Source organism: uncultured Aquimarina sp. (assembly GCF_947500065.1).
GTDB lineage: Bacteria > Bacteroidota > Bacteroidia > Flavobacteriales > Flavobacteriaceae > Aquimarina.
Window position 1 is genome coordinate 81,014 of sequence record NZ_CANMQT010000008.1, and the last position, 18,833, is coordinate 99,846.

Sequence of the window (18,833 nt, forward strand, 5' to 3'; positions counted from 1 at the left end):
TATATTTATAGACCATATACTGCCTACTATGATATATTCATAATCAGTTTAAAACTGTTCTCCTTTTCCAAGGTTAGGGTTCATTAGAGTATTGATATCTGTATTTTGTATCTGACCATTCATATCCATATCAGCTTTGTTATAGCCAGAGCTTCCTAAAGATTGAACTACTGCATTGATATCCGCATTCTGGATCTGACCATTCTCGTCTTGATCTCCTACAGGGATTGCGAAAATGCCATTACCCATATCGACTACTGCGTTAGCTCCTCCTTGTAATGATGTGTTGTCTGAAGAAAGATCAACAATAGGGTTGCTTGATGATAAATAATGGGTATTTATAGAAAGTACGCCTAAGTGATTACGGTGTTTAATTGCTATATAGTAATCATCGGCTGATAGAACGAAAGACACTGATGATACTCCATCAACGTTCACAATATCACCATCACGCTGTAATAAAGCTGATTTACCTTCTACAAATACTGTATTATCATTGGCTTCTCTTAATTCAATCCATATCCAATCTACAATGGCATCAGCCCCTGTTACGGCTAATACAGCCGAATCTAACACAAGTGCATCAGCATAAGGGCTTGTAGTAGGAATCATTCCACCCCCTCTAAGATCATCTCTCATTAATGTTTCTTCTCCAGTATTAGGATTGGTTGCTGCTCCTTGCAAGTATATTTTGGGAGATACTAGGATCATTCCTGCATTTACAGTTAGGGATTGTACAACATTCGGAGCTGCATCGTAATCATCATTACCACCCTGAGAAGCAGTGATATCAACAGTTCCAACCCCAACAATACTTACTGTATTTCCTGAAATTGTTACCACACTGGTATCAGAGCTCATAAATATAACTGCATTGCCTGAAGCTCCTCCAGATGAGATAAGATCAAAATCTGCGTCTCCAAAGGCTACATCAGCTAATGCATCAAAAGTGATTGTTTGCGATGCTCTATTTACTGTTAAACTCTGCACAACGTTTGGTGCCGGCAAGTAATTAGGAGTTCCAATTTGTAAAGCTGTGATATTAACGTTTCCTCCTCCTACAATTGTCACTGTATTTCCTGAAATGGTTGCCACTGAAGTATCTGAACTCTCATATGTTACAGGTAAACCAGAACTTGAGATCCCTGTTAAATCAAATGTTGGATCCCCGAAAGTTTTATCGCTTAATGCATTGAATGTAATGACTTGAGATAGACGAGGTATAAATCCAATTCCCGAACCATCTACATAGTTACTTTGTGCTCCTGTTAAAGCAAATCTATTAAAAGTTGCATGATTCCCGGCAGTACTTTGATCTGGCACCTGTGTTATTCCTGTGTTGTCACCATTGATGGTTCCTTCGCTAAAGTTATAATACAATACAAGTCCCGATTCCGAACCTTGAAGCTCTACATTTTTATAATCGTCAATTTCAGCATCCGTTCTAGCAACATGCCAAAACCTGATCTCATCCATGGCTCCGTCAAACGGATAAGGATCATTGCTTGCATTTCTACTCGCTCCTATTAAAAGTGGCTCTGAATTGACTGATACTGATCCAGAACCCGAACTAGATGCTACCTCAACCCCATCAATTAAAATAGACGCTTTATTGTTCGTACCATCTAACTTTACTGCTACATGATGCCAACTACCAGCAGTTAAAGCCGTCCAAGTATAATCGGTAAACCCATTTCCAAAACCAGTATGATAAAAACGCATTGTTTTACTTGGGGCATACACCATTAAGCCATAGCTATCTACATATCTTGATTTTGCAAATAGTGCTCTCCAACCAAACCCTGCATTAGATACGTTTAATTGTTCAAAATTCACCCATGCCTCATAAGTAAAATGGTCTGTAAAATCTAATGAATTATCATCTGGCACTGATAGATAATCATAATCTGTAAAGTTTACCACTTGCTCAAAGTGTAGTGCTGGTGATGGTACTGTAACTGTAAACAATGCATCCTGGATACCCATATTGTAATTAGCATCCTCGGCAATTGTAGCTCTGATAGTAAAAACACCTCCGCCACCAACTGTCCATACAGAATTGTTAGCCCCAGATAAGGTATTCCCATTTGGTGCACCACCTTCTATATTATAACTAATGGTACCTGTAGAAGCACTTGCTCCTGAACCTACAACTTGAGCAGTTGCCGAAAGTACTTGATTAGGGGAACCAGAAGGAACCGTAACAGGGTCAAATTGAATGATTGGATCCGCTTTATTAATTGTCATTGTTGCTTGTACCATACCAGGATTATAATTTGCAGTAGCAGCTTGATCTACCTGGATAGTTACAGTTCCTGCATTACCTACGGTAACTGTACCATTTGTAGCCACAGCACTTCCTCCATTAGTTTGACTTACTAAAGAATATGTAAGATCACCGCCAGAGTTTGAAGAAGTAACTGCATTAAAAGTAGCATCGCCATATGTTTTTATAATATCATTAAGAGTCAACGTAGGACTAGGTTTTACATTCTGTTGTGAGAATGCATAGCCGGTTGTATTATAAAAGATTACACCATCAATTTCAGAATATGTATATATCGTAAAGTAATACGTGGTAGACGCAGAGAGTCCAGAAATTCGAATATCCGGATATACGGATGTACCAGCATATACCACTTGCTCACCTCCTGAGTACGTAGTACTTGCACCAGGTAGCGAAGCACTTCCATCTGCTGGAAGGGTGAAAGAATTTGTTGTATTCATTTTAATTACATGTCCTGTGGCTCCTGCAGCTCCCGTAAAAGAGTTCAAGTCCATAAATGTATCTCCGACTTCTAAAATAACCGCATCACTTGCAACCGTTTGTACAGCACCTAATGTCATAGCGTTTGCTTCTACACCTGTAGATTCAAAAAGGCCATTGCTTCCACAATTTCTGTATGCAAATGCTTTGAAATAATACGTGACACCTCCATTACTATTGTCCAGATTTGTAATTGGCGTATTGATAGTCGAAGAAGTACCTACATATACTACTTGTTCACCACTTCCTGTATACACTGTATTTGCACTTGACAATGCTCCATCGACAGGGTTGGTAAAACTATTGGTTGTATTGATGATTACTACATATCCATCGGCATCCGCCACTGGAGATATAGAAGCAAGCACTATAGAACTATGACTTGAGTTAGCTAAAGAAAGCGTTGTTGGAGAACCTGTAGGAGCCCCTGTACAAGTAGTTATTGATGTACTTACTCCTGTTGTTTCTATATAATTAACTCCACCACAGGTATCATATGCATAACTTCTGAGATAATATGTGTTTCCTGCAACTATTCCTATACCACTAACAGTTGTATTAGGAAAAGTAGAACCTCCTACATAAATAGCTTGCTGTCCAGTACTATTATAAGTAGTACTAACAGAAGGTATAGCAGAAGGTGGGGTAAATGTATTACTATCGCTAATATAGGTGATGTATCCTGTAGCTCCACCGGCAGATACACCTATAGATTGTAAGGTAATCGATGTTGGTGAAGGCGAAACCGCTGTAACACTGGTTGGTTCTGAAGGAACTGAACCACAGGTTTGAGAAGGAGTGGTAGTTACACCAGTGCCCATTTTATGAAAACTCAGACAGTTGATATAAGGTGTTACTTTGAATGTATAATTTGTTCCCTGAGTTAACCCAGTCACATTAACAGCCCCAGAAGTAGTAAGATGTGCTACCACCTGATCTCCAGAACCTGTATAGGTTGTACTCGGCGTACCGGTATATCCTTCATCATATTGACTTGGAAGATTTGAAAACGTTCCATTATCAGAGATTTGAACGATATAACCATCTGCATCAGCTACAGCGGGAAAACTATTGAGTTGTAAACTAGTTATACTGGTTGGAGTCGTACCAGAAAGTGTAGATGCAGTAGGTGCATTACAAGGCTGAATTACATTTTCGCGAGGTCCATTTGGAAATCCACAAGCAGTAGCATCTGTGGGTCTTTCTGTAATTCCTATTGAATAAGACCTTGGCGTCCCATCGGTAGATCGTATTCTCAGATAGGTGTATCGATCTGTAAAAGAAGAGGTATACTCAAATGTAGCACACTCAGAAAAAGGACCTGTAAAACCAGATTCTGTTCCCGAATAAATTCCTGTTGGGTTAGTGATCAATCCTCTTTCTACGGTTAAACCAGCTGGAATGTCACCATCAAAATACACCCACCATCGTGTGTCAATAAAACTCATCGAAAAATCATAACCGATTAGGAAATAATCATCATCTCCTGAAGAAACGGTTCCCGTAAGGGTAGTAGGTTCGAAAATTCGATTCTGAGAGGAAGCAAGAGCTTCAGCAACCGTGTTATTGGGCTCTGCTTCTGGAGAGATTTGGGAAAAAGTACTAAAGACTACCGCTAAAAAAAGTAGCATTGTAGTATATAATTTTCTAAAAAGCACTGTAGGTTTATAGCATTGTTTCATAGTAAAGAGGGGGTAAAAGAATTGATGTTTTATATAGGTTTTCCATATCAACAATCCATTTGATGCATGGGTATTGATTCTTTATCTATTGATAAACTGGATTTAATCTATATGTGTCGTTTGGAAATAAATACTACTTCGCGAAGGCATAAACTTGCAGAAGAAGTAATTAAAGTAGGTTGCTAATACTAAAGGAGTAATTTTTTTCATAGTAAAGGGGGTTTTATAGGTTTATTGTTTATTAATAACCAAGCGATTTTGATCGCCTGAATTAATTCTATTACAGGTAGGTTTTGAAATACCCTATTTTTATTTTTAGTTTTTCGATAAAAAGGCCAAAAGACTTATAGTAGTATTTGGTATTGTAATAATGACATAAGGGTTCATAGGTTTTAAGTTTTTTAAATTCAGGTGATGTAAAAGTATATAAGACACCCTGTATTTACTAAAAAACGACCCCTACAAACACCCCTACAAAATAAACTCATACACCTGATTAACAACATCTTAAGCAAATTCATAGTCACAAAAGTCCAAAAAACAGAGATTTAACCGAAAACTGTTATTTTTTGGTTACAAATGAAAAAACCACTCCAACGTATCGGAATGGTTTGTAGTGTTGAAAATTGAACTCATATCTCAGCTCTTAATTCCCAGATAGTATTCGCAATGGATTTTCTTTATGCTTATCGATTCAGTTAGCTCTATTAACCTGTCGTACATTTAGAAATAATTATGAAAAAAAAAGCGTCAATTCGAGTGTTTTATCCAAATGAAATGAAGACAAAATGTATCGAGAACAGCTTTTTTGAGGTAAAATTCTTTTCTCGATACACTTCTCCTAAATTCGAAGCACTCGAATTGACGAATCTTATCCCAAAAATACCTAAAAGCACAACGGGTTCTGTTACTATATAAATTCTAAAACTGTTCTCCTTTTCCAAGGTTAGGGTTCATTAGAGTATTCACATCTGTATTTTGTATCTGACCATTCATATCCATATCGGATTTGTTATAACCTGATCCTCCTAACAATTGAATTACCGCATTTACATCTGCATTTTGTACCTGACCATTTTCATCATAATCACCAACAATCACCGCATACTTGCCGTTAGGCATTAATTGAAGTGCATTAGCTCCTCCTACTACTTTAGAAGCATCTATACTCAGATCTACAATAACAGGGGTCGATGTGAAAGATTTCGGATTTTGAGCTCTGATTCCTAAATGGTTTCTATGTCTAACAACTACATAATAATCTCCGACAACATTAGTTTTTACTTTAACAGTAGACACTCCATCTACATCAACAATTTTACCATCTCTTTTTAGTAAGGCAGATCTGGATCCTATTATAGTGGTGGTATTTGTAGCATCTCTTAACTCAATCCATACCCAATCAGCTATAGCATTATTTCCTGTTACATTAAAAACATTGCTATCACATGTTAATGCATCTGCATAAGGACTTGTAATTGGTATTAAGCCAGCTACTCTTAAATCATCTCTCATTAATCCTTCTTCTCCTGTATTTGGATTTAATGCGGCTCCTTGCAGGTATACAACTGGGGAAATTTCAACTTCACAATCTAAAACATTACTATCTGTAATAGTCCAACCATATCCTCCAGATCCTTCAGAAGTAATTAATTGAGTTCTTAGGGCATCAGACAAACAAAAACCACTATTACCACCATGAAAATCAATTGCAATTGGTATATCAGTTTCACCTTCACTTAATGTTGCCCATCCGGTCAAGGTATCATCATAATTAGTTGTAGAAATTGTTACACCTTGCAACATTTGACTCATTGATCCAACATTTCCAATATCCCAATTGCCCAGTGATTGATCAAAATTTACGGCATCCATAAACATAGCATCAAAAAATTCAATACTACTAACGTCCCAATCATCTAAATTACCTTTAGTATTAATACCACTTGACCTAAACATAGAAGAAAGATCAGATACAAAAGATAAATCAGGTATTCCGGCATTTTCGGAAATGCTTAAGTTTGTACAACCATAGAATGCAAAATCCATACCTTCCCATTGCGTACTTCCCCAACGGTCAACAGACGTAATTTTATCTTTGTCTCCTGAATTATTAAAATAAATAGCAGGAAAAGTTCCTCGAATATTAATAGTATAAGTTCCCGCAGCGCCGAAGTCGTGCGTAGCATTTCCAGTAAAAGGCGTTGTTTCATTAGCATCTAAAAAATCTCCATCACCATTCCAATTTACCTCATAATTATAACTATATGCACCTGTTTCTGTTGGTATTGTTATAGTTGTGTCATCAGCGGCAACAGTCCAGGTTGTTGTAAAATTAGCACAATTAGAACCTGAGGGATAATAGGTGTTAATAACATTATCAATTTGAGCAACGATTTGTGCATAATAATTTTGAGAATCCCAATTAGCAAAAGCAGTATTCACTTCTGCATTTGAACCTCCAGTAGCTGCTTCAAAAGCTGTTCTCCATGACGCAAACTCTGCTTGGGTTTGTGGAATTTGACTACGATAATACATCAAACGATTATAAATTTCGCAGCCTTCTGGATATGAAGCCAAGTTTGTAACTTGACTTGCTGATGCTTGCATGCCCCAAAAATGAAACAAAGGTGTTAAATTCTTATTATTTCCTGCCGCTGCAGCACCTATGTATTCGTCTATTGATTTATATCGGAAATAATCTGTATCTGCTCCAGAAGCCCAAAGGTTGTAAAACTCTTTATGAATATTACCTACACTTTCAAAACCATATAAAGCAAACATATCGTACCAATAACCAGCACCTCGTCTTTGATAATCGTATTGAGTCTTAAGCATAGGAACATTTGTTCTAAACTCATTTGTAATCATCCAATGCATTGCTGCTAAATCTCTGTCAAACTTACCACCATATTCATTATTAATCATAGCACGATCAAAATCTTCATCAATAGTATATAAATACGCAAAAGATGTCAATTGCGTAAAAGCTTCACGGTATGCAGCTGGTGTAGGCAGCCATAAAGTATGCCCCATTTCATGGAAAATAAATCTAAAATGACTTTCAATATAATTTTGATCAAATATTAGCAATGGGCTCCATTGAGCTGTTGGTGAATCGGTATTATATCCATTCACATGTATAGGTTTAGGATAGCCATAACTTCCATTTCCTGAACTACAATCTGTATGAATATATTCTGCACGAGGTCTTGCCATAGGTCTACCAGCGACTACACTAGCAAGATCTTGCATCTCGTCCCATTTTTTCATAATATCAGTAATATCGGTTTGACCAACAACACTCGTTGGAATGGTAAACATCCACTTATCTGTTTCTATATCTACCCATGGCACATAATTATTATTTAAATCAGTCACCCATTCACTTACGTTTTGAGGTTGCCCAGAAACCATTCTGAAATAAGGAGCTTTTACAGCACCATCAATGGTTACTGTACTCCAGCCTAAGTCTACGTTTGCAGGAATTCTAAAATACAATGTGCCTCCAAAAGGATTTGCAATTTCTGTAGTTGTACTTGTGATTTCTAATCGCTTCACAATATTTTTAAAACGTTGCAAACTTGAAACTAACACCTCATCTTGATGAGAACCTGAAATAACTTCAATATTTTGACCTACCATTGAAGGTGGCACTGTAATGGTTACTAATTCACCAGGAGCTGCGTAATATCCTGTAGGTCTGATAACTCCATCTTCTTGATCTATTAAAAATATACCTGGATCTAGTATATAACTTGCGTTAATAGCAACCTGCCCATTAGAAATTCTTGGCGCACTTGCACTTACAGGTCCAGGAAACGCTTCATGTGCTTCAAATGAAACACCTGCCACATTAGCCATATTGCCTGACACAAATGAACTGTTAAATATATCTTGCTGTAAATAGTAGGTTACTCTTTCAAAGTTATCTAGCATGTTTAAATCATAGGTAATAGTTCTATCATTAAACAGTGGTGGGTTATTATTTTCAAAAGCTAATAAATACGCATCAATGTCTGTTTTAGCAATTGCATAACTCTGAATATGATTGAATAATACATCTTGCGTATAGCCATCTATTTGTACTTGAGTAAGTACTGTGTTTCCAAGAATATGGTCTGTTAGTTGTTGCAATGCTGTTTGCAATACAGAAACATTGCCTAATCTTGCTGGAACATGTGCTTGAAAATTATCTATAATAAAAGAATCATCATTTCCGGTAGCACTATGATTCCATGACCAACCAAAAGATTGTGCCGAAGTTTCAATTCCAGTTTTTAATCCCTCTACATCAAAATTATCTGGAAAAACTCCTGAATTATAGATATCATTAAAGCGTACATTCCAAGTTTCTAAATCATAATTCATCTTGAATGCCAACTTAATTTCTTCGTTTATATTCAATTCTCCTGTACTTATGTATTGTGATCTAGCAGCTTCCCAATTTCCATCAGAATAATTTAACCATACATCAAATTTACCTGGAGTAGCAGATTTTCTCACAGCAATCATAAAACCATGGCTAGCTTCAGTACTTCCTTGTTTCATATGAAACAATGGTTTATTACCTGCATTTGGTCCATTATAAGTATATCTAAAATCTACTTCAATTTCAAAAGAAGCATCACTGGTAAATAAAGTTTTTAAATTTTCATTAAAAACAAAAGCTTCATTAAAGTTTATCTGTAATCCTTGACCACCAGACGGGGTTACTACATAAGTAGGTAATTCACTAGGTGTATCTGCATCTCCAAAAATGCCTGTAGTTCCTGTGATTGGATCATCAAGGTTTCCTTCAAAAGAATAATTAGCAACTTGAGCATTGATACCCAAAGTAAAGCTCAAAACTGTAATCGTAATTACTTTTTTAAATACATTGTTGACGTATTTTTTTATCATGATTAGGGATTTTATTTATATTTTTTATTAAAGTGTTTAATACCTAAGTATTTAAAACTGTTCTCCTTTTCCGAGATTAGGACTTAGAGAATTATTAATATCTGTATTCTGAATCTGTCCATTCAGATCTGTATCTGCTTTATGGTAGCCTGAACCTCCTAATAACTGAATAACTTGATTGATATCGGCATTTTGCACTTGTCCATTACCATCATAATCTCCTGTAATGAGCGCATATTTTCCGTTAGTCATTAACTGAAGTGCGTTGGCTCCTCCTGCAATTATTGCAGGATCTGAGCTCAAATCTATAGTAACAGGATTTGATGTTAAGGATTCTGGATTTTGAGTTCTGATTCCCAGATGATTTCTGTGTTGGATCATGAGGTAATAATCTCCATGGGTTTGATTGATTTGAAAAGTTACTGGCGAAGTTCCATCAATATCTACAATATCGCCATCGCGTTGTAACAATGCTGATCTACCATTAATTAAGGTATTAACATCATTTCCATCTCTTAGTTCTAACCATACCCAATCTACTATAGCATCATTTCCGATGGCATCAAAAACACTTGTGTTACAGGTTAATGCATCTACATATGGGCTGGTAGTTGGCAATAATCCAGCAACTCTAAGATTATCTCGCATTAAATTTTCTTCTCCGGTATTAGGATTTAATGCAGCGCCTTGTAAATACACTTTTGGAGCGACTTGTAATCCTTCATTACCTTCAACTACAAAATCATCCAAAATAACACCTTCTTCATTAAAGATATTGTCAGAATGTAAAGTCATTCTAAACATAATATTATCTTCATTAGTAAGATCTGCTTCTCCCAAAGCAGCGTTTTCCGCAAAATCATATCCATAAGATATCATCGTTGTATTTGTTCCGGTCCATTGGGCTCCTGGACAACCCAGACAACCAAATCCACTACCATCATTATCACTATTATACCAGTTTGGTTGACTATTTACAGTACCTAAATTTTCCCATGTTAGCCCACCATCTATCGAATACTGAACATTTGCCCAATCCCAATTCTCCTCAAGGTCATAAGCCATTTGAAATTTAAGTACTGGGTTAACAATCTGGGTAAAATCGTAACAATTTGATTGCAAACTTGCATTTGCATCTGCAGGATAATTCCCAGATAGATTAGTACCGTAAACCTGAGTTCCTGTTGCTGCATTATTTAAGACAGAACCCGTTGGAACACCTCGTTCCCAAACACCATTTTGAACAATTAATTCATCCTGAGGATTTTCAAAAGAATTTATCACATTAAAATCCCCTGATGTATTTGCACTAAAGTTTTGTGAAAGGTTATCATTCGTATTATTCTCGTCATTAGTTATAGATACTTCAACATTTAACGTGAAATTTCCAGATCCTACTGAAATTGAAGATAGATTTACAATTGTTTCTTCATCAGATTGCAGCATCCCATCCCAAGTATAATTATGAGTTTCACCTCCAATAACACCATACATAATATTAATCTCACCTATGTCATTTATTCCATTATTTCTTAGTAGTAATTGTGGTGAAATATCACCACAAATTGCTTGTGAAGCATTTGGATTATTAATGGCACGTAAACTGACATCATTTTGAAATGTTTGACAAGCTCCGTTAGGATAATAAATTGCTAATAAGGAATCGATTTGAGCGATAATTTGATCACCTATATTTTGAATATCATAATTGTTATAAATATCATTGATTTCTGCATGATGGTATGGATCTACTTCGGCTAATAAAAAGTCTTTCCAAGGTAAAAAATCGCTTTGTGTTTGTGGAACCAGATTACGATAATATATCAAACGATCATAAATTTCGCAACTTTGAGAGTATGTGGCATACATACTAATTTCTCCTGTTGTAGGGATTGTTCCCCAAAAATTTAACAATGGAGTCATATTAAATCCAATACGTTCTGTAGCTGCTTGTAAATATTCAGAATCAGTCACGTGTGTATTTCCTAGAGGAGAGCCTCCTTCTACTGTCCACTTATCATAAAAGAATTTATTCAACTTTCCTAGATCTTCCCAACTAAACATATCTACAATATCAAACCATTTTACGCCTCCACGAACCTGATATTTAGCATGCTCGTCTTCCATACGCATATTATTTCTAAACTCAGGAGTAATCATCCAAGCAATTGCTCCAGTATCTCTTCCGTAAGTTTCATCCTCCACATAACTAATTGACTTTTCTAAATCATTAGATAATACAAAGTAACTTGACACCGAAAACATTTGCACCACAGTTTCTGCATGTCCTCTAGGGATTGGAAATAGCATATTATGCCCTAGTTCATGAAAAATAAATCCCTGATTGGTCTCTACAAAGTCTTCTTCTAAAATACGTAACGGACTCCAATACGTAGATGGCAATGCTTGATCATAAGTATTTTCGTGCATACGCTTGGGATATCCTCCAGATCCAACACCTCCAGAACAATCTGCCTGAACGTATTCTGCACGAACCGGAGTCAAAGGTCTTCCGGCGACTGTATTTACCAGATCGATCATCTCATCCCACTTAAGCATCACATCTGTAACGTCAGTAACACCAACCATACTCGTTGGTAGTGTAAACATCATTTTATCAGATTCTATATCAGCCCAGGGAACGTATGCATTGGTAAGATCAGCGATCCATTCACCTACATTTTGTGGTTGCCCGGTTAGCATTCTGAAATAAGGTGCTTTTACAGCTCCATTAATTGTAACTGTTTGCCAACCTATGGTAGTTTCCTGGGGAATCCTAAAATATAAAGCACCTCCAAAAGGATTTGCTATTTGTGTTGTAGTAGACGTAATTTCAATTGCTTTAGAAATACGCTGAAAACGTTGCATACCTGCAACAGAAGGTTCATTGTTATGAGCACCTGCAACAATTTTTACACCTTGATTAACCATAGCTGGAGGTACAGTTACGGTTACTAATTCTCCTGATGCAGCATAATATCCTGTAGGACGTAATACACCATGATGACCTTGTACCAGCTGTATTCCTGGATCTTTAATATAAGTAGCGTTTATTGCTACTTGAGCGTTATTACTACGAGGTGCAACACTACTTACTGGTCCAGGATAAATATTGCCTTCTCTAAAACTCATACCTGCCATATTTGTTATATTTCCAGCTACAAATTCATTATCAAAAATGTCTTGCATTAAATAATAAGCTATACGTTCTTCATTTAACAAACTAGATAGACTAGGTGTTGCCGCTCTATTAGTAAATAGTGCTTCATAATTAGCTTCGAATGCTGCTAAATAATTATCTATTTCAGTTTTAGTACTAGTATAACTCTTTTGATGATTCACAATAATCGTAGTGGTGTGCGTATCTTTTTCTGCCTGGGTCAAACTAATATTCCCCAGTATATGATTTGTCATCTGTTGTAAAGCTGTTTGCAATGCACTAATATCTCCAGATCTTGCTGGAACGTACAACTTAAATTGATCGATGGTCATCGTTCCATCCATATTATGATGAATCATATCTCCTTCATGATTTTTCTGCCAACCTATATACGCAGGAATGTTTTCAAGAGCGGTTTTAAAGATATCCATATCAAAATCTTCAGGTAAAAAACCAAAATTATATACCTCATTGGCTATAAAAAACCACGATCTTTCCTGATAATTTATCTTTAAACTCAAATTAATTTCTTCATTCGTGGTAAGCGGAACGGGGTTCACCTTAAAAAAAGGAGAAACATCAAAATTACCATCTGCTATTCCTAAAAAGATATTGAATGTAGTAGCATCATTCTTAAGTGCATTAATAACCAATCCTTCACTCGCATTACTTGTAGCTTTTGAACCATAAATAGGTTTACGACCATTACCAGTACCGGTATAAGTATATGTAAAATCAATCTCTATCTCAAACGAATCATCGCTAACTATTAATGATTGAAAAGAATTGTCTAACGAGACATATTGATCGCGTGCAAGATCTATTCCTTGTCCTCCTGAAGGTGTAGACACATAAGTTGGTGTTGCCGACCCATTTTGATACTCAGAAAAGGTTCCATTTACCGAGTTAACCACATCGCTAAGATTACCATCTAAGGGATAGTTGACTACCTGACTGAAGAGTCTAGTAGTCATAAACATTAAAATTATACAAGGGAATACTAATATACTTGGGGTAGTAAAGTAATTTTGTTTCATAAGTAGGTTTATTAGGGGTGGGTTCTAACTTATTATTAGTACAATTAATCTTTTGGATACCCTATTTTTATTTTTCAGGATATGCTAGATTATTTGATTTGGATTATGTAAAAATAGATTATAGAATACCTTCAACACAAAGAATCACACCCTACAAACACCCCTACAAAACCACCTCTAACAACTGAAAAACAAACACTTACACCAATCACTGTAGTCTGCTTGATCTATTTATGAATTGTATTTGTTTATGATGCTTAACGGGCTTTACAAATAGTTGAAAAAAAAATTGCATTATAAGATGAATTTGCTACTGGAATTTAGATCAACAGTTCAAAAAATCATGTAATATGACGGCAATTCTCCAGTATTAGTTTTCAAGATATTCAAGAATTGGAGCTCCTTTTGGAGCATTGATTTTTTTCCGTAAGCGGTATCGGTTCATCATCACGCTATCTTCTGATATTGCCAGCATATTAGCAATTTGTCGAGTATCCAATCCTAATTTTTCCATTGCACCCAATCTTTCTTCTGACTGCGTAAGTTCGTAGCCTTTTTGTTTGATATTTTCAAAAAAAGAAGGGTATGCTCTTACAAACTTTTCCTTGAAATTATACCAATCATCTTTGGTTAAAATCTTTTCAGCTGCTACTTCGTGTAGCTTTTTTAAAGAACTTTTTTCTACAACTTCAGCTTTTAGTTTATCAAGCTCCTTTGTTAATTCTTCTTGTTCTTTACTCTTCGCCACTAGCTGTTTGGTGAAACTTGTTAATTCTTGCTTATTTTTTTCTAATGCTTCTGCTGCTAACCTGACTCTGCTTCTATATATTCTTCTTATAAGATACGTGATTACAATCCCAGCAACGATAGTTACCAAAAGAAGTACAAAATAAATTCTTTTTTGAGCAGTTTCGGCTTTGGTGATCAAGGTTAACTCACTTTTTTCTTTAGCAAACTGCAAGCTGTCTGCTAGCTTTTCCTGATCAAATTGATATTTAAGCTCCAATGCTTGTACCTTTTTAGCATTTTCAATATTAAACACAGAGTCTGAATATTTTTTGTGCAATCGATAATTTTCTAACGCTTCTTTGTAATTTTCCAATTTTCGTAAAATAAAACTCCGTCTTAAATACGACTTGGATATACGTGTCTTGGCTTGTTGTTCTTTTGCAATAGTTAATGCCTGATCTATATAATTCAATGCATTTCTATATTCTTTAAGTTGCATATAACCACCTGCAGTATTGTAATATGCTCGTTGCAGCGATAAACGACGATTGGTTTTGATATCAAATTCAAGATTTTCTTTATAGATGGCTATTGCCTTCTGATACTGTTTTTGGGTATGATACCAAGCTGCAAGGTTAGAGTTTACTCTATATATATTTTCCTGATCTCCTAATCGTAAAAATGTAGCCTTTGCTTTCTGATAACTATTATAAGCAGAATCCATCTGCTTGGATTGCCGATACGCAACGCCCATCATATTATACACAATTGCTACTCCTTTTTCTTCATGTAAATTGTCTTTAAGGATTATTGTTTTTTTGAAATATTCAATTGATTTTTTATACTCTTTTTGATCCCTAAATACCATTGCCATATTATGGTAGATATCTGCTATATTCGAGTCATCTTTTAATTGCTTGTATAAATTGAGGGATTCTAAATAGTAATCTACCGCTTCAGGGTAATCTCCTTTTCTTTTACTTACAATACCTAGCGCTTCATAGACAATTGCTAGTGTCTTTTGCCTTTCTGTTTCCGGTCTTTTCTTAATAAGTTCTAAGGCGTGTAATAAATGTTTTTCTGCCTTTCTAAAATCTTTGGTTATTTGGTAATCGCCAAGGTCAATGAGCGCACTAATTTTTGCCGTATCGGATTGTGCTAACTTTATTTCGGTAGTAAGCCTAACAACAGTAGTATCTTGCTCCTGAGCAGAAATCACTAAGCTTGCAAAAAACAAAGAGTATATATAAAAACTAGTGACAAGTTTTTTCATTGTTTAAGGGGATTAAGGGTTTTAAGGTCTTGTCTGATTACAATGTATCTGAGGTAGTTAGGTCTGTGTTTTTCATAAGTAGATTTACTAGGGTGTTTTTAGCTTTAGTATGAGTATCGTAATCTATTTATATACCCTTATTTTTACTATACAGGATATGTAGATTATTTGATTTGGGTTCAGAAACGAAAGTAGAATAATAGAATGTAAAAATCACTATTTTTTATAGGTACAAAATAGGGACAACGGCTTTAATACATATATTCAAAACACTAAAAATCAAATATTTAAGTGTTTATTTTAAAACTGCTTTAAAAACACATTTAGATCAGTTTCAGGGGCAATTTGTAGTCTTTTTCTGAGGCGTTTCCGGCTTTTATAAACTGATTCTGTGGTTATATTTTGCATCAAGGCAATATCACGGGTTGATAAGTCCAAACGAATCAATGTACACAACCTCAATTCGGTCTTTGTAAGTTTCGGAAATTGATGTAATAATGTTTGATAAAATTGATGATTTAGATGATCTATTCTAGATTGAAAATCAATTCTGTTTTGCTCAATAAATGATCTATTTTTAATATCTTCTTCCAATTGATCAAAATACTTTCCTTTAGCTCTACCTTTTGAATTTCTAATTTGTTGAATTTTCTCTAACAAAAAGTCATCCCACTTTTGGTTCTCTGAAATAGCTGCTGCGAAATCAACCAAATCTTTCTGCTTATACGAAATTTCTACTTTCAATAATTTGTTTTCGAGGTCAGCCTGTTCTATTTGCTGACGCTTTTTAATGCGATCTTCTCTAAATTTTATAATCCACCAAATTAATACAATGCCTGCGAGAACATATACTAAATAGGCCACAAAAGTTCTATACCATGGGGGCAGGATTCTAATCTTTAGGTTTCTTATTTCTTCACTCCACGCACCATCTCCATTAGCAGCTTTGATTCTAAAAGTATAAGAGCCTGGATCAAGATTTAAATAATTAGCATTATTTTCCTTAGTGATATGTATCCAAGGAGATTCTGCCCCTTCCAAATAATAGGAAAATACATTTTTTACAGGAGCAGTAAATTCTATAGCAGCAAATTCTAATTCGATATTATTCTGCGAATATGGTAAGGTTAACTCATTAGTATGTTCAATAGTATTAAAAAGTATGCTTGAGGTGTCGTCAACACTAATTTTTTTATTATTCGTTTTTAAATTGGTAATCCATGTTTTAGGAAGATTTACATTTTTATCAAAATCTTTAGGGTGAAAAATATTAAGTCCATTAATACCCCCAAAAACCATTCTCCCATCCTCGAATTTTGTATAAGCAAAGGTGTTAAACTCATCGCTTTGCAGTCCGTCTGCTTTTGTGAAATTTTGTATGATTTTAGTTTTTTTATCATAGCTTATGATCCCTTTGTTAGAACTCATCCAAAGCTTCCCCAAGTTATCTTCTAACACTCCGTATATAACATCATTAGGAAGCCCATTACTTGAGTTTATATAATCAAAAGAGTTGTTTTTAGTATTAAAATGATGTAATCCTCCTCCTTTAGTACCGATCCATAATATATCTCTATTTTCCGAATCTGGTAACAAACTAGCTACTTGATCATGCCGCAAACCATTACCTGTATTCCATACTTTAAAATCTAACGAACCATTATCATTGGGAGATCCTTGTACAAGACCAAGACCTGTTCCAATCCAGTAGTGACCATTAGGGGTTCTTGTAACATCGAAACGATTTGGTAAAAATTCAAATAGGTCTAAAAAACTGTATTGATTCAACTGTCCGTCTTTGATATTGTAAACAAAAAGCTCTGAGTTTATAACTATTAAAAGACTATGTGTTTGATTATCGTATCTTAAAAGTGTGGCATCTCGATTTGGTGCTGTGTATAACACTTGTTCTTCTACCACTTCACCTTCACTTATTTTAGCTAGACTAAACGCATCATTTTTTATTAATATTCCCCAAATGATACCTTCTTTATCTTTTGTGAAAAGTGTATTATGATATTGTGCAATTATTGCTTTTAGATTGTTGACTTCACGTTTAGATTGCGTAATGAATAAGTTTTCATTAGTAGTGGGATTTCCTATATATAAATTTCCTTGATCAGAAATAAAGGGTTTTGCGTAAATAGATTTTCCTTCAAAATGAGTTTCAATAGCCAGTTGTCTTTGACTAATTTTCATAACACCGTACCCAGCCGTAGCAATCCAATTAATGCCAGAGCGATCAACCATCGCATCATCATGAAAAGTTCTAATACCCTTTATACCGCCCGAAGCTTCTTTTCTTGTAAGATGATTTCGAATAAGAACATTCTTATTGAAAATAAAGTAATTGGTGCTATTATCAAATAATAGATGACTCCCATGATTTAATGAAGAAATAAGATTTATGCTAAAATCAGTGGTAATTTTCCGCACTCCTTCTGAATCAATTACATAAAAAAAATTCAACCCCCAGAAAGAAACCACTATTGAGTCATCTACAGGAATGTATTTAATTCGATTCGGATGTCTGCTTAAAATTTCTGCATCTACAGTATTTATTTGTTCCGTTCTGGTATCTAAGGTTGATAATATTCTTTTATACCCTCTTTCAGTATCAATTTTTACGAAAAGCACTTTATCTTTATAGATACAGGTAAAAGGAGGATATACTGTAAAAGGAAGTTTTTTAATTTTAATAAAGGATGCAGCTTTTTCTGGTTCTGAAAGCTTTTTGTAAAACTGTTCATCTAGCGTTAGTTTATACAAAGAATTATTAAAAGCTGTCACCCAATATTGCCCTAAAGAATCTTTAATAATTTCAGAAATTGAAGGCTCATTAGTATCCTTTGAAAGAGGGATTCTATAAAAACGTTTGGTTGCTTTGTGATATAGATCTAATCCTCCTTGGGTTCCTACCATTATAAATCCTCTATCATCGTGCAATGCCAAAACATTATCATTGGTCAAACTATACGGATCATCAGGATTCTTAGTAAATATTTCGATCCGCTCTCCATCATAACGATTTAAACCATTTTTTGTGCCGATCCACAGAAATCCTTCCTCATCTTGAATAATAGAAGAAGTTGCTCCTTGTGAAAGTCCTTCTTCGATACCTAACCATTCTGGAATAACCGTTCCCTGTCCTTGTAAACAAAGAATAGAAAATAAGAAGAATGTATTTATAAAAATATTTCTCACATCGAACTATAAAAGTATTAATCTAAATCTATTATAAGTAATTTTTGGAATTTCTTACTGAACTCATCTTGACTTTTTG

General features: G+C 35.1%; 6 protein-coding genes. 1 reads left to right on the forward strand and 5 read right to left on the reverse strand.

The features are described from left to right. Positions 1-48 precede the first annotated feature (48 nt). Positions 49-4,398, reverse strand: a complete 4,350-nt coding sequence (locus tag Q0975_RS20495) for a LamG domain-containing protein (protein ID WP_299440130.1) — start codon at positions 4,396-4,398, stop codon at positions 49-51. Between the two features lie 786 nt (positions 4,399-5,184). Between Q0975_RS20495 and Q0975_RS20500 the strand changes: the two genes are divergently transcribed. Beyond that, positions 5,185-5,367 carry a hypothetical protein gene (locus Q0975_RS20500; protein WP_299440132.1) on the forward strand — a complete coding sequence of 61 codons (183 nt, stop codon included), beginning with the start codon at positions 5,185-5,187 and terminating at the stop codon, positions 5,365-5,367. 3 nt (positions 5,368-5,370) lie between these two features. Here Q0975_RS20500 and Q0975_RS20505 read toward each other — a convergent pair whose 3' ends face one another. From Q0975_RS20505 to Q0975_RS20520, 4 genes are all read right to left on the reverse strand, one after another. Continuing rightward, complete coding sequence (locus Q0975_RS20505; RefSeq protein WP_299440134.1) at positions 5,371-9,351, reverse strand: M60 family peptidase N-terminal accessory domain-containing protein; 3,981 nt, start codon at positions 9,349-9,351, stop codon at positions 5,371-5,373. A gap of 51 nt (positions 9,352-9,402) precedes the next feature. Next, positions 9,403-13,485 carry a M60 family peptidase N-terminal accessory domain-containing protein gene (locus Q0975_RS20510; protein WP_299440136.1) on the reverse strand — a complete coding sequence of 1,361 codons (4,083 nt, stop codon included), beginning with the start codon at positions 13,483-13,485 and terminating at the stop codon, positions 9,403-9,405. A 433-nt stretch (positions 13,486-13,918) separates the two neighbouring features. Further along, positions 13,919-15,550 carry a tetratricopeptide repeat protein gene (locus Q0975_RS20515; protein WP_299440138.1) on the reverse strand — a complete coding sequence of 544 codons (1,632 nt, stop codon included), beginning with the start codon at positions 15,548-15,550 and terminating at the stop codon, positions 13,919-13,921. Between the two features lie 300 nt (positions 15,551-15,850). After that, positions 15,851-18,754, reverse strand: a complete 2,904-nt coding sequence (locus tag Q0975_RS20520) for a triple tyrosine motif-containing protein (RefSeq protein WP_299440140.1) — start codon at positions 18,752-18,754, stop codon at positions 15,851-15,853. Between the last annotated feature and the right edge of the window lie 79 nt (positions 18,755-18,833).

What these genes read in the sequence shown, in the direction of transcription:
- Q0975_RS20505 (WP_299440134.1), bottom strand. Translation starts at nt 9,351, where the DNA reads ATGATAAAAAAATACGTCAACAATGTATTTAAAAAAGTAATTACGATT.
- Q0975_RS20500 (WP_299440132.1), top strand. Translation starts at nt 5,185, where the DNA reads ATGAAAAAAAAAGCGTCAATTCGAGTGTTTTATCCAAATGAAATGAAG.
- Q0975_RS20495 (WP_299440130.1), bottom strand. Translation starts at nt 4,398, where the DNA reads ATGCTACTTTTTTTAGCGGTAGTCTTTAGTACTTTTTCCCAAATCTCT.
- Q0975_RS20510 (WP_299440136.1), bottom strand. Translation starts at nt 13,485, where the DNA reads ATGACTACTAGACTCTTCAGTCAGGTAGTCAACTATCCCTTAGATGGT.
- Q0975_RS20515 (WP_299440138.1), bottom strand. Translation starts at nt 15,550, where the DNA reads ATGAAAAAACTTGTCACTAGTTTTTATATATACTCTTTGTTTTTTGCA.